The sequence below is a fragment of the Collinsella intestinalis genome, from assembly GCF_902501455.1.
Classification (GTDB): domain Bacteria; phylum Actinomycetota; class Coriobacteriia; order Coriobacteriales; family Coriobacteriaceae; genus Collinsella; species Collinsella intestinalis.
Genome location: NZ_CABWIC010000007.1, coordinates 14,417 through 29,151 on the forward strand (window position 1 = coordinate 14,417; position 14,735 = coordinate 29,151).

General features: G+C 63.9%; 8 protein-coding genes. All 8 read left to right on the forward strand.

Annotated features, from left to right (window positions below):
- Nucleotides 1-90 precede the first annotated feature (90 nt).
- The 8 genes from feoB (at nucleotide 91) to rpsG (ending at nucleotide 14,734) form a co-directional block, all read left to right on the forward strand.
- Nucleotides 91-2,451, forward strand: coding sequence for a ferrous iron transport protein B (gene feoB, locus AOBCEHNH_RS01235; protein ID WP_152062855.1), 2,361 nt, complete (start codon nucleotides 91-93; stop codon nucleotides 2,449-2,451).
- Nucleotides 2,452-2,795: 344 nt separating this feature from the next.
- Nucleotides 2,796-3,317, forward strand: coding sequence for a 50S ribosomal protein L10 (gene rplJ / locus AOBCEHNH_RS01240; RefSeq protein WP_118102682.1), 522 nt, complete (start codon nucleotides 2,796-2,798; stop codon nucleotides 3,315-3,317).
- Nucleotides 3,318-3,426: 109 nt separating this feature from the next.
- Nucleotides 3,427-3,804, forward strand: a complete 378-nt coding sequence (gene rplL / locus AOBCEHNH_RS01245; RefSeq protein WP_006723075.1) for a 50S ribosomal protein L7/L12 — start codon at nucleotides 3,427-3,429, stop codon at nucleotides 3,802-3,804.
- 250 nt (nucleotides 3,805-4,054) lie between these two features.
- The gene (locus AOBCEHNH_RS01250) at nucleotides 4,055-4,960 is read left to right on the forward strand and encodes a UTP--glucose-1-phosphate uridylyltransferase (protein WP_152062856.1); all 906 of its coding nucleotides are present in this window, start codon (nucleotides 4,055-4,057) and stop codon (nucleotides 4,958-4,960) included.
- Between the two features lie 413 nt (nucleotides 4,961-5,373).
- Nucleotides 5,374-8,862, forward strand: a complete 3,489-nt coding sequence (rpoB, locus tag AOBCEHNH_RS01255; protein WP_152062857.1) for a DNA-directed RNA polymerase subunit beta — start codon at nucleotides 5,374-5,376, stop codon at nucleotides 8,860-8,862.
- 6 nt (nucleotides 8,863-8,868) lie between these two features.
- Complete coding sequence (locus tag AOBCEHNH_RS01260) at nucleotides 8,869-13,335, forward strand: DNA-directed RNA polymerase subunit beta' (protein ID WP_193221134.1); 4,467 nt, start codon at nucleotides 8,869-8,871, stop codon at nucleotides 13,333-13,335.
- Between the two features lie 509 nt (nucleotides 13,336-13,844).
- Nucleotides 13,845-14,216: a 30S ribosomal protein S12 gene (gene rpsL, locus AOBCEHNH_RS01265; RefSeq protein WP_039910333.1), complete on the forward strand. Its 372-nt coding sequence runs from the start codon at nucleotides 13,845-13,847 to the stop codon at nucleotides 14,214-14,216.
- Nucleotides 14,217-14,260: 44 nt separating this feature from the next.
- Nucleotides 14,261-14,734, forward strand: a complete 474-nt coding sequence (gene rpsG, locus AOBCEHNH_RS01270) for a 30S ribosomal protein S7 (RefSeq protein WP_006723068.1) — start codon at nucleotides 14,261-14,263, stop codon at nucleotides 14,732-14,734.
- The last annotated feature ends 1 nt before the right edge of the window (nucleotide 14,735 follow it).

The window sequence follows — 14,735 nt, forward strand, 5'->3', positions numbered from 1 at the left end:
GTATGAAGGCTGTTGGAATTTGGCCGCCCGTTGCGGCTGATCGACCATGGGGCGCATCGGGGCGATGCGCCCGTGAGGGGATTGTGCGATATGAGGCTCGACAAGCTTGAGATCGGCAAGGACGCCATCGTGGCATCGGTCGACTCCGATGACGCGGCGCTGTATCAGCATATCTTGGACATGGGCCTGACTCCGGGCACGGAGGTCACCATGATGAAGCACGCCCCCATGGGCGATCCGGTGGAGATTCGGCTTCGTGATTACGAGTTGACGCTGCGCCTCGCCGATGCCGCGCGCATCGAGCTCGTCGACGTGCACGACGCCCATAACGCCCCGCGTGAGAATCCCGCCCCTGCGGCATCCGAACATCCCGCCATCGGAGAGTGCGTCTGTCGGCCGCGCGCAGACCGGCAATGCACCCCTGCCGACGAGCCTTTGCGGTTCGCGCTTGCCGGCAACCAGAATTGCGGTAAGACGACCCTGTTCAACCAGCTCACCGGTTCGAACCAGCATGTCGGCAACTTTCCCGGGGTGACCGTCGACCGCAAGGACGGCCGCATACTGGGGCACGACAATGTGACCATCACGGATCTGCCTGGGATTTACTCGCTCTCCCCTTATACCAGCGAGGAGGTCGTGAGCCGTCGGTTCATTCTCGAGGAGGAACCCGACGCCATCATCAACATCGTCGACGCGACTAACATCGAGCGCAATCTCTACCTCACCTTGCAGCTCATGGAGCTCGACCGTCCCATGGTGCTCGCTCTCAACATGATGGACGAGGTGGCCGCGAACGGCGGCACCATCGACGTGAACCGCCTCGAGGGCATGCTCGGCATCCCGGTGGTGCCCATTTCCGCTGCAAAGGGCGAGGGGATATCCGAGCTCGTCGAGCACGCCCTGCACGTGGCGCGCCACCGCGAGCTGCCCGGGCGTCAGGATTTCTGCCCCGCCGACGGTCCGGACCACGGAGCCCTGCACCGTTGCATCCACGCCGTCATCCATCTCGTCGAGGATCATGCGGTGCGCGCGGGCTTTCCGCCCCGTTTCGCCGCGACCAAGCTCGTCGAGGGGGATGCGCTGGTGCGCGAGGCGCTGGGCCTGGACGAAAACGAGCTCGAGGCCCTCGAGCACGTCATCAGCCAGATGGAAGGGGAGTCGGGCAAGGAGCGCCTCTCCGCGCTGGCCGACATGCGCTTCAGTTTCATCGGCGGCGTCTGCCGTGCGTGCGTGGTCAAACCGCGCGAAAGCCGCGAGCACAAGCGCTCAGTGGCGATCGACCGCATCCTCACCGGCCGGTACACGGCGTTCCCGGCGTTCCTCCTCATCATGGCGCTTGTCTTTTGGCTGTCGTTCGGCTCGGTGGGCGCGTGGCTCAAGGGCCTTATGGAAGTCGGCGTGGCGCAGGTCACGACGATGGTCTCCGATGGCCTCGTTTCGATGGGGGTCAACCCCGTGGTGCGCTCGCTCGTGATCGATGGCATCTTCGCCGGCGTGGGCAGCATGTTGTCCTTCCTACCCCTGATCGTGGTGCTGTTCCTGCTGCTGTCGATGCTCGAAGATTCGGGCTATATGGCGCGCGTCGCGTTTGTGATGGATAAGGTGCTGCGTCACTTCGGCCTGTCGGGCCGCAGCTTCGTGCCCATGCTCGTGGGATTTGGCTGCAGCGTGCCGGCCATCATGGCCACGCGGACCCTTCCATCCGAGCACGACCGCAAGATGACCGTCATGCTCACCCCGTTTATGAGCTGCTCAGCCAAGCTCCCGGTTTACGGTCTGCTCACCTCAGCGTTCTTCGCGCGGGGGAGCGTCTTGGCCATGGTCTCGCTGTATGTGCTGGGCGTGGTCGTAGCGGCGGTCATGGCGCTGATATTCAAACGGACGGCCTTCCGCGGCGAGCCGGTGCCTTTCATCATGGAGCTGCCGAATTACCGCCTGCCGAGTGCGAAGACGACGGTCATGCTCGCCTGGGATAAGGCCAAGGATTTCCTCCAGCGGGCGTTCACGATCATTTTCGCGGCGAGCATCGTCGTGTGGTTCCTGCAGACCTTCGACGGCCAGCTCAACGTGGTAGCCGGCCAGTCGCACAGCCTGCTCGCCGGTTTGGGCGGCATCATCGCGCCGGTCCTCGAGCCGCTGGGATTCGGCGATTGGCGTGCGAGCACCGCCCTCGTGACGGGCCTGCTCGCCAAGGAGAGCGTGATATCTACCTTGGCGGTGCTGCTGGGCACCGAGTCCGCCGCCACGCTCACGGGATTGTTCACCCCGCTCACCGCGTACGTGTTCCTCGTATTCACCCTGCTCTATCCGCCGTGCGTCGCCGCCATCGGCGCTGTGAAGAACGAGCTCGGCCCCCGTTGGGCGGTCGCCGTCTTCGCCTTGCAGTGCGTCGTGGCATGGGTGGTCGCCTTCATCGTGCGCCTCGTCGGCCTCGCCCTCGGCTTTGTGTAATTGGGGACGGGTGTAAATTGCACATGGCGCGTCGTGGGCGCGTCGCATGTGTGCAAGCTGTGCATACGTTCTCGATCACGTCGGCCGTCTTGACGCGAACGGCAGCGGCTGCGATACTACCAAATCGCACACGCACGATTGCTGCCAGAGACAGCCGGTTCCAGCGTGCCCGCGCAAGCGAGCACCACGGAGTAAAGGGGAAACCCGCCAGCCGAGGTGGTTGAGTAGCACTTGTCTTCTCGCCCCCGTCGCTCAAGCAGCGCGGGGGCTTTCTTTTTTGAGGCATGCCCCCGCCCACATCCTGGCGGTCGTGCCCGGAAAAGAAAAAGAAGGAGGTGTACCACATGCCAAAGCAGTACAAGATCGATGCAGTTGCCGAGATCGAGTCCAAGATCGAGTCCAACGCCGGCGTTTACGTCGTGAGCTACAACGGCCTCACCGTTCTTCAGGCTCAGGAGCTTCGCAAGCAGCTCCGTGAGGCTGGCGCTCAGATGAAGGTTTACAAGAACAACCTCGTCCGCATCGCCCTGGAGAACAAGGAGCAGCCGAACCTGGACGAGATGCTGGTCGGCCCGCTCGCCTACGTGTTCTTCGAGGAGGAGCCCGTCAGCGCCGCCAAGGTGCTCAAGGAGTTCGCTAAGAAGTCCAAGGGCGTCCTGGAGATCAAGGGCGGTATCTCTGACGGTCAGGCTGTTACCGCTGCCGAGGTCGACGCCATCGCCGAGCTTCCCAGCAAGGATCAGCTCCTGGGTCAGATCGCCGGTCTCATCAACGGCTTCGCTCGCGACATCGCTGTCTGCGTCAACGGCGTTTCCTCTGGTCTCGCCCGCACCGTTCAGCAGATCTCCGAGCAGAAGGCAGCCTAGTCGGCGGCCTTCCCGCGGCCGCTTGACGGTCGCGACCCCTGGCGCACAACGCGCCGTACTTTAGTTTTGATCTCCCTGCCAAACGCAGGGAAACCGAAAGGACTTAGAAATGGCTAAGCTTACCACCGATGAGATCATCGAGGCTCTGAAGGAAATGACCCTGCTTGAGGCTTCCGAGCTCGTCAAGGCTATCGAGGACACCTTCGGCGTTTCCGCCGCTGCTCCTGCCGCCGTCGTGGCCGGCCCTGTCGCCGCCGCTGAGGAGGCCGAGGAGAAGACCGAGTTTGACGTCGTGCTCGAGGGCTTCGGCGACAACAAGATCCAGGTCATCAAGGTCGTCCGTGAGCTCACCTCCCTCGGCCTGAAGGAGGCCAAGGAGGTCGTCGAGAACGCTCCTAAGGCCGTCATCGAGGGTGCCAAGAAGGAGGACGCCGAGGCCGCCAAGGAGAAGCTCGAGGCTGCCGGCGCTGCCGTTACCCTGAAGTAGTTTCCACGCAGGTGCATCACCTGCGGACTGCTTGAGCCATATCGCGCTCATATAGGCGGGATCCACGCTTGTGGGTCCCGCTTTTTTCGTAAAACGGCGGCCCGTGACGGGGTATTGCAAAATACTTGCGGGATATCCGTGTGGAATTCGATAAATCGTTCTCAGACGAGTAACATAGCCAAATGTATACACATTGCGCATTTTGAACCGCGTGCGATTAGAGCGCGTGGTCGTGCTGAAAGGACAGTTCATGAAGGCTATCATCCCCGCCGCCGGCCTCGGCACCCGCTTCCTGCCCGCCACCAAGTGCACCCCCAAGGAGATGCTGCCGGTCCTCGACAAGCCGGTCATCCAGTACGTGGTGGAGGAGGCCCTCGACCCTGAGGAGGTCGACGCCGCCATCATCGTGACGAGCCCCGGCAAGCCCGAGCTGCTGAGCTACTTCCAGCCCGACCGCTCGCTGGAGGCCCTGCTGCGCGAGCGCGGCAAGGCAGGCTACGCCGACGCCGTCGCCCACGCCGGCAACATGCCCGTGGACTTCCGCTACCAGTACGAGCCCAAGGGCCTGGGCCACGCCATCCGCTCCGCCGCCGACGCCTGCGCCGGCGAGCCCTTCCTGGTCCTGCTGGGCGACTACGTGGTGCCCGCCAAGGACATCTGCGGCAAGATGCTCGAGGTCTCCCGCGCCCACGGCGGCGCGTCCGTGATCGCCGTCGCCCCGTGCGAGCCCGACCAGGTGGACCGCTACGGCGTCATCGCCGGCGACTTCGTGGGCACGCTCGAGGGATACGAGGGCGCGGGGGAGACCGAGCCGGGCGCCGTGTGGCGCGTCGGCGGCCTGGTCGAGAAGCCGAGCCCCGAGGCGGCCCCCTCCAACCTCTACATCGTGGGCCGCTACCTGCTGAGCCCGCTCGTGATGGAGCTGCTCGCCAACCAGCAGCCCGGCAAGGGCGGCGAGATCCAGCTGACCGACGCCATGGCGCGCAGCCTGGACCGCGAGGCCATGTACGCCGTCGTCATCGACCCGCTGTCCGGCTACGACACCGGCACCCCCTCCGGCTGGATCGCCACCAACGCCCTCATGGCCGCGTCCGACCCCCGCTTCGCCGGCGAGTTCTGGGCGGCCGTCGATGAGCGCGGCGGCTTGGAGCGATAGTCGCTTTTCCGCTCTCGCCTTGCATGTCCCTCAATGAGATGCAGTAGGCCCCGCGGCTGCGCGCCGTGGGGCCTTTTTCGTGCGCCGTTCGTCCGTTCGGCGGTGTCATGCAAAACCCGTTCACTCAAAACACATGAACAGGTGTTCGATTTGGCTCATCTACCTGCAGAGTTGTCGAAAAGATTTTCTTTAACCCAAAAAGAATCCATAGTCAAGACTTTTATTGCCGAACGAAATTGACCTGATAAACTAGTAGGTTGCATTACCTGGCGGAGCTATGCCTATTGCCGGTGTATGTGCGTGCGAGGACGGTCGCATGTGAAATTTGCACCCGTCCCCAATTGCACATCGCAGGGCGAGGGGCACGGATTCCGTCGGATCAACCGCCTTTCCCAAGAAGGAGGAAACACCTGGTGCCGAAAGCAAACGCCACACAGACCGTGACCGCCACCGAGCGCACACGCGTCAACTTCGGGAAGATCCCGGAGACGATGGAGCTGCCGAACCTCATCTCCGTGCAGAAGGAGAGCTTCGAGCGCTTCATGGACGAGGGCCTGCGCGACGCCTTCAAGGAGTCCAGCCCCATCCAGAGCCAGAACCACCAGCTCGAGGTGACCTTCGGTCACCATCAGTTCGGCGACCCGTCCCACACCGTGGACGAGTGCCGTGAGAAGGACATGACCTATCAGGCCCCGCTTCTGACCGAGGTCCGTCTGACCAACCTCGAGACGGGCGAGATCAAGGAGCAGCTCGTCTTCATGGGCGACTTCCCCATGATGACCGACCAGGGCACCTTCATCATCAACGGCACCGAGCGCATCGTCGTCTCCCAGCTCGTCCGCTCCCCGGGCGTGTACTACGGCTCCGAGATGGACGGCGGCAAGCAGGTCTACAAGGCCCAGGTCATCCCGGCCCGCGGTGCTTGGCTCGAGTTCGAGGTCGACAAGCGCGACCAGCTCGTGGTCTCCATCGACCGTAAGCGCAAGCAGTCCGCCACCATGTTCCTGCGCGCGCTGGGCATCGCCGTCACCAACGACGAGATCTTCGAGCTCCTCGGTGACTCCGACGTCGTGAAGCGCACCATCGAGCGCGACACCGCCCTCACCCGCGAGGACGCCCTCATCGAGATCTACCGTCGTCTGCGCCCCGGCGAGCCGCCGACCGTCGACGCCTCCCGCAGCCTGCTCGAGGGCCTGCTGTTCAACCCGCAGCGTTACGACCTCGCCCGCGTCGGCCGCTACAAGGTCAACAAGAAGCTCAACCTCACCACGGAGGAGGACGTCACCGTCCTCACCGATGAGGACATCATCGCCACCCTGCGTTACCTGCTGTCCCTGGCCGCGGGCGAGCACGGTTTCAAGGTCGATGACATCGACCATTTCGGCAACCGCCGCATCCGCACCGTGGGCGAGCTGGTGGCCAACCAGTTCCGCATCGGCATGAGCCGCATGGAGCGCGTCGTGCGTGAGCGCATGAGCTCCCAGGACGTCGACGAGATCACGCCCCAGAGCCTCATCAACATCCGCCCGATCGTGGCCTCTATCAAGGAGTTCTTCGGCTCCTCCCAGCTCTCTCAGTTCATGGACCAGGCCAACCCGCTGACGGGTCTCACCCACAAGCGCCGTCTGTCCGCACTCGGCCCCGGTGGCCTGGCCGGTCACAAGTCCGGCTCCAGCCGCCGTACCAACGTGCCGACCGCCGTCCGCGACGTCCACAACTCGCACTACTCCCGTATGTGCCCCATCGAGACGCCCGAAGGCCCCAACATCGGCCTGATCGGTTCGCTGGCCCTGTACGCCCGTGTGAACGAGTACGGCTTCATCGAGGCTCCCTACCGCAAGATCGAGAACGGTGTCGCCACCGACCAGATCGACTGGATGACCGCCGATGAGGAGGAGCTGCACATCATCGCTCCCGCCAACACGCCGATCGATCCCGAGACCAACGAGCTCGTGACCGTCGACGCCGATGGCAACCTCGTGCGTCCCCACACCGTCGTCGCTCGTACGCGCGACTTCGACGGCTCCTTCGGCGCTCCCGCCGACGTGCCGGTCGAAGACGTCGACTACATGGACGTCTCCCCGCGTCAGATGCTCTCCGTCGCGGCCACGCTCATCCCGTTCCTCGAGCACGACGACGCCAAGCGTACCCTCATGGGTGCCAACATGCAGCGTCAGGCCGTGCCGCTGGTCCACCCGGTCGCCCCGTACGTCGGCACCGGCATGGAGAAGCGCGCCGCCATCGACTCCGGCGAGGTCACCCTGGCCAAGCGCGCCGGTGAGGTCATCTTCGCCGACGCCGCCAAGATCACGGTGAAGACCGCCGAGGGCCTGGACACCTACAAGATGCCCAAGTACCAGCGCTCCAACCAGTCCACCTGCATCAACCACCGCCCGCTCGTGCGCGTGGGCGATCAGGTCACGCAGGGCCAGCCCCTGGCCGACGGCCCCTCCACCGATCACGGCGAGCTCGCCCTCGGCCAGAACCTGACCGTGGCCTACATGCCGTGGGAGGGCTTCAACTACGAGGACGGTATCATCGTCTCCGAGCGCCTCGTCTCCGAGGACCTGCTCACCACCATCAACATCTCCCGCTACGAGCTCGATGCCCGTGACACCAAGCTCGGCCCCGAGGAGATCACCCGCGAGATCCCGAACCTGTCCGAGGACATGCTCGCCAATCTCGACGAGGACGGCATCATCCGCATCGGTGCCGAGGTCAAGGCCGGCGACATCCTGGTTGGTAAGGTCTCTCCCAAGGGTGAGTCCGCGCTGACCGCCGAGGAGCGCCTGCTCCGTGCCATCTTCGGCACCAAGGCCCACGATGTCCGCGACACCTCCCTCAAGATGCCCCACGGCGCTGAGGGCCGCGTCATCGACGTCGTGCGCTTCAGCCGTGAGAATGGCGACGACCTCGCCCCCGGCGTGAACGAGCAGGTTCGCGTGTACGTCGCGCAGCGTCGTAAGATCCAGCAGGGCGACAAGATCGCCGGTCGCCACGGCAACAAGGGTGTTATCTGCGAGGTCCTGCCCGTGGAGGACATGCCCTACATGTCCGACGGCACCCCGGTCGACGTCATCCTGAACCCGCTGGGCGTCCCCTCCCGTATGAACGTCGGCCAGCTCCTCGAGTGCCACCTCGGCTGGGCTGCCGCCTGCGGTTGGGACACCGAGTCCGCGGATTCCGACAGGTACGTCCCCGGTCCGTTCTTCACCGCGACGCCCGTCTTCGACGGCGCCCACGAGGACGAGATCGCCGAGGTCATCCGTCGCGCCAACCGCAACATGGTGAACCTGGCCACGGAGCGCTTCGGCGAGCACATGAACCCCGCGTTCGTGACCCAGCTCGACGAGCGCGGCAAGACCGTGCTCTACGACGGCCGCTCCGGCGAGCAGTTCCGTGAGCCCATCACCATCGGCACCTCCTACATCCTGAAGCTCGGCCACATGGTCGACGACAAGATCCACGCTCGCTCGACCGGCCCCTACAGCCTCGTCACCCAGCAGCCGCTGGGCGGTAAGGCCCAGTTCGGCGGCCAGCGCTTCGGCGAGATGGAGGTCTGGGCGCTGTACGCGTACGGCGCCGCCAACGTCCTCCAGGAGATCCTCACCGTCAAGTCCGACGACACCGTCGGCCGTGTGAAGACCTACGAGGCCATCACCAAGGGTGAGAACGTCCCCATGGCCGGCATCCCCGAGTCCTTCAAGGTTCTCGTCAAGGAGATCCGCTCGCTCGCGCTCGACATCGAGCCCATCCGCGACGCCGAGCCCGCGCCTGCGCCGGCTCCCGCCGCCGAGGACTCCGAGCTCGACCTGCCCTCCATCGATGAGGCCGACACCTCCGCCGACGCGGCCGACGCCATCCTCGATGAGCTCGCCGCCACCACGACCGATAAGGAGTAGTTGACTGTGGCAGATTTCGAAGCTACTGATTTCGACTCGGTAAAGATCTCGCTTGCTTCCGCCGACAAGATCCGCTCGTGGTCGCGCGGCGAGGTCAAGAAGCCCGAGACCATCAATTACCGTACCCTCAAGCCCGAGAAGGACGGCCTGTTCTGCGAGAAGATCTTCGGTCCCGCGAAGGACTGGGAGTGCTCCTGCGGCAAGTACAAGGGCATCCGTTTCAAGGGCATCGTCTGCGAGCGCTGCGGCGTCGAGGTGACCACGGCCAAGGTGCGCCGCGAGCGCATGGGCCACATCGAGCTGGCGGCCCCCGTCAGCCACATCTGGTACTTCAAGAGCCCGACCTCGTTCCCGATGAGCCGCATGCTCGACATCAAGTCCAAGGATCTTGAGAAGGTCCTGTACTTCGCGAGCTACATCATCACCCACGTCGACTATGAGGCCCGTGAGGCCGACGCCGACGACCTGCGCGAGGAGCTCGCCGCCGACCTCGAGGAGATCGACGCCGAGTGCGCCCGTCAAATCGAGTCTCTGAAGGAGCAGGGCAACCCTGAGAACTTCGATGAGTTCTCCGATGAGGAGCCTCTGACCCCCGAGGAGATCGCTGCCGGCATCGTCGACATCGAGGAGGAGTGTCGCGACGAGAAGGACCTCCGTTCCGAGGCCTTCCAGGCGTTCATGCAGCTCAATGAGCGCGATCTCGTCTCCGACGAGCCGCTGTTCCGCGAGATGAAGCGCTACTACTCCATGTACTTCAAGGGCGGCATGGGCGCCGAGGCCATCCGTGACCTGCTCGACGCCATCGACCTTCCGCAGGAGGCCGCGACCCTCAAGGCCATCATCGCCGACGAGGACAGCCAGAAGCAGAAGCGCGAGAAGGCCGTCAAGCGCCTCGAGGTCGTCGATGCCTTCCTCAAGGGCGGCAACAGCCCCGCAAACATGATCCTCGACGTGATCCCGGTCATTCCGCCGGATCTGCGCCCGATGGTCCAGCTCGACGGCGGCCGCTTCGCCGCGTCCGACCTGAACGACCTGTACCGTCGCGTGATCAACCGTAACAACCGACTCAAGCGCCTGCTCGACCTGGACGCCCCTGCGATCATCGTGAACAACGAGAAGCGCATGCTTCAGGAGGCCGTCGACGCCCTGTTCGACAACGGCCGTCGTGGTCGCCCGGTCTCCGGCCGTGGCGGTCGCCCGCTGAAGTCGCTGGCTGAGGCCCTCAAGGGCAAGCAGGGCCGCTTCCGCCAGAACCTGCTCGGCAAGCGCGTCGACTACTCCGGCCGTTCGGTCATCGTCACCGACCCGAAGCTCAAGCTGCATCAGTGCGGCCTGCCCAAGACCATGGCCCTGGAGTTGTTCCAGCCCTTCGTCATGAAGCGCCTGACCGAGCTCGGCAAGGTCGAGAACATCAAGGGTGCCAAGCGCGCCATCGAGCGTCGCGCCTCCTTCGTCTGGGACATCCTGGAAGAGGTCATCGACGGCCGTCTGGTGCTGCTCAACCGTGCACCGACGCTGCACCGCCTCTCCATCCAGGCCTTCGAGCCCGTGCTGGTCGAGGGTAAGGCCATTCACCTGCACCCGCTCGTCTGCGCCCCGTTCAACGCGGACTTCGACGGCGACCAGATGTCCGTCCACGTCCCGCTGTCCGTCCAGGCCCAGGCCGAGGCTCGCATCCTGATGATGAGCTCCAACAACCTGCGCTCCCCGGCTTCCGGTAAGCCCGTGAACATTCCTTCCCAGGACATGATCATCGGCGTGTACTACCTGACCCAGGCTCGCGACGGCATGTCCGGCGAGGGCCATGTCTTCGCCAGCTTCGACGACGCCCTGCGCGCCTACGATTGCCGCGCCGAGGCCGGCGTCGACCTGCAGGCGAAGGTCCAGGTCCGCGTTTCCGAGGCCGAGGCCAACGTCGAGCTCGAGGACGGCACCAAGCTTTTCCGCGTGAAGACCGGCAAGAACTCCATCGAGGACTACGACGTGACCGGTTCCAAGACCGCTCGCTTCGAGACCACGATCGGCCGCATCATCTTCAACCGTCAGTGCCTGCCGGCCGACTATGAGTTCATCAACTACAAGATGGTCAAGGGCGATATCGCCAAGCTCGTCTCCGACTGCTGCGATCGCTACCCCGAGGCCGAGGTCGCTCCGATCCTCGACGCCATCAAGTACTCCGGCTTCCACTACGCCACCATGTCCGGCCTCACCATCTCCGTGTGGGACGCCCTGATCCCGGACGACAAGTGGCAGGTCCTCGACCGCGCCCAGAGCAACGTCGACCAGATCAACGCGTACTTCGAGGAGGGCTTCCTCAACGAGATGGAGCGCCATATCGAGGTCGTTAACGAGTGGACCGCCGCCACCGACGAGGTCGCTTCCAAGATGCTGTCCATGTTCGACGAGGAGAACCCCATCTACATGATGGCCGACTCCGGTGCTCGAGGCTCCAAGGCCCAGCTGCGTCAGCTCGGCGGCATGCGCGGCCTGATGGCGGACATGTCCGGTGAGACCATCGACCTTCCCATTAAGGCGAACTTCCGCGAGGGCCTGCTCCCGCTCGAGTACTTCATCTCCACCTACGGCGCTCGTAAGGGCCTCGTCGATACCGCTTCGCACACCTCCGACTCCGGTTACCTTACCCGTCGTCTCGTCGACGTGGCTCAGGACGTCATCGTGCGCGAAGAGGACTGCGGCACCACCGAGGGCTGCGCGTATAACCTCATCATCCCCGGTACCGAGGACCTCAACGCCGACCTCGTGGGCCGTTGCTTCCTGGACGACGTCGTCGCCCCGGATGGCACCGTGCTCTTCGAGAAGGATGCCTACATCACCTGCGTCGACGACCTCCAGAAGATGGTCGACGCCGGCCTCAAGAAGGTCTCCCTGCGCGCGCTGCTGACCTGCCGCTCCAAGTACGGTGTCTGCCAGAAGTGCTACGGCTGGGATCTGTCCACCCGTCGCCCGGTTGCCATCGGCACCGCGGTCGGCATCATCGCCGCCCAGTCCATCGGCGAGCCCGGCACCCAGCTTACGATGCGTACGATTCACTCCGGCGGCGTCGCTGGCGTTGCGGACATCACCCAGGGTCTCCCGACCGTTTCCCGTATGTTCGACATCGTCGGCAACGTCAACGAGAAGATCCTCGGTCGCGAGGCCGATCTGGCCCCGTTCTCCGGTCACCTCGCCATCAAGCCCGAGAAGTCCGAGTACGTGCTCACGCTCACCGACACGGACGACCCGAGCCGCATCCTGGACGAGAAGCGCGTCCCCGCTGCCGTCCAGTTCATGCCCGGTATCGAGGATGGCTGCGAGGTCCGCGCCGGTGACCAGATCACCAAGGGCTTCGTCAACTTCCGCAACCTGCGCCAGCTGACCGACATCGAGTCCACGATGCACACGTTCGTCGAGAACGTGAAGGAGGTCTACAACTCCCAGGGCGTCGACCTCAACGACAAGCACATCGAGGTCATGGCTCGCCAGATGCTGCGCCGTGTCCAGATCACCAACCCTGGTGACTCCAAGTACCTGCTCGGCCAGTACGTCGACCGCTACGAGTTCGCCGACGAGGTCGAGCGCGTGGCTCGCGAGGGCCTCAACCCGCCTGCGGCCGAGCCCGCGATCCTGGGTACCCTCAAGGTCGCTTCCTCGATCGACTCCTGGCTGTCCTCCGCGTCGTTCATCCGCACCGCGGGCGTCCTCACCGAGGCCGCCATCGAGGGCAAGGTCGACCACCTGCTCGACCTCAAGTCCAACGTCATCGTGGGCAAGAAGATCCCGGCGGGTACCGGCCTCAAGCCGTATGCCAAGGCCGGCATGACCTACCGCACCGAGGAGGGCTACGTCCCGGTGGACAACCCGTCCTCCCCGCACGCCAAGGTCCTGCCCGAGTGGGCCCCGGAGGAGCTCAAGGAGCTCGACACCGTCCTGCCTCAGCAGCTTGACTTCGGCGGTGGCGACTTCTCGGCCGACGGTGGTCACATCACCCGTAACGGCCGCACCATCTCCGCCGAGGATGCCCGTCTGTACCTCTTCGACGACCTGGGCGTGTCCCAGCGCTGGACCAACAAGTTCAGCGAGGTCGGCATCGAGGTCGTCGGTGACCTGGTTGGCAAGTCCGAGGAGGACCTGCTCCGCATCGACGGCATCGGCGCCAAGGCCATCGAGGAGCTCCGCGACGGCCTGGAGGAGCACAACCTCCTCTACATCCTCGAGAACACCGAGGACGTCGCCGACGAGGAAGACCTCTCCCAGCTGCTGCAGATGGTCTTCTCCCCGGATGGCCCCGACGACATCTTGCTCGGCACGAGCGCCCCGCGTCATCACCTCGACACCGATGAGGAGATGATCGGTGCCCCGGCCCAGTCCAAGGATGGCAACGGCGTCATCAACGAGGACATGGCCTCCCTCGACGAGCTGCTGAACAAGCTCGTCGACACCGATGAGGTCTATCCTGAGGAGCAGGAGGACTAGTTCCCGGCCCGGCTTCCCGGCGTACGTAGGCGATTCCGCCTGCAGCCGGCAATCCTGATTGCAGAGCCCGCCTTTCCCGAAAGGGGAGGGCGGGCTTTTGCATGTGCGTATATATGGGGATACTTGCGCGTGTCGATGTATGGGTACCGTGGTGATCGCCATCGTAGGGCAACGTTATCGCCACCCCGAACATCGACGAAGATTGCCTATGGAAATCTTCCGTTAGGAATTGATCAAACGGCATGCAAGCATAGGCAATCTCAAAGCTGTCATAGGCAATCGGGCAGAGCCATTCAAAACTGTCAGTGCGATGGCCGTCTCATTTGTGGTTTATGGAGACTCTACGGAATATGCTCCAAAATAGGAAACGCCCGGGCGCGTGGTCTGTTGACCGTCCAGGTACGCGCGCGTAACATAGCGAATTGCGTGTTTTGTGGGCGGATGCTGACGCCCCTTAATATGCCGTTGCACATGGAATGGAAGCTGGATATTTCGAGAAGGAGTACGCTTTGCCTACTATCAACCAGCTGGTTCGCCAGGGCCGTCGCTCGGTCCCCAAGAAGTCCAAGAACGCCGCTCTCAAGAGCAACTCTCAGAAGCGCGGTGTGTGCACCCGCGTGTTTACCACCTCTCCTAAGAAGCCGAACTCCGCTCTTCGCAAGGTCGCCCGTGTGCGCCTCGTGAACGGCATCGAGGTCACTGCTTATATCCCCGGTGAGGGTCACAACCTGCAGGAGCACTCCATCGTGCTCGTCCGCGGCGGCCGTGTTCGCGACCTGCCCGGTGTGCGTTACCACATCATCCGCGGCTGCTATGACTGCGCCCCGGTTGCCAACCGCAAGCAGGCTCGTTCCCACTACGGTGCCAAGCGCCCGAAGTAGTCTCGCGAGTAGACCCGATCATATTCAGATAGAGGAGATATAACATGCCGCGTCGTGCAGCTAAGAATCACCGCCGCGAGGTTCAGCCTGATGCTGTTTACAACAACCGCCTCGTGACGCAGCTCATCAACAAGGTCCTTCTTGACGGCAAGAAGGCCACCGCTGAGCGCATCGTTTACACCGCCTTCGACATGGTTGCCGAGAAGACCGGCGAGGACGCCCTCTCCGTCTTCAAGAAGGCCATGGACAACATCAAGCCCACGCTCGAGGTCAAGCCCAAGCGCGTCGGTGGCGCCACCTACCAGGTCCCCATGGAGGTCAACGCCCGCCGTTCCACCCAGCTGGGCATCCGCTGGATGGTCAACTTCTCCCGCGCCCGCAAGGAGAAGACCATGGCCGAGCGTCTGGCCGCCGAGATCCTCGACGCCTCCAACGGCGTTGGCGCTTCCGTGAAGAAGCGCGAGGACGTCTTCAAGATGGCCGAGGCCAACCGCGCGTTCTCTCACTACCGCTGGTAAT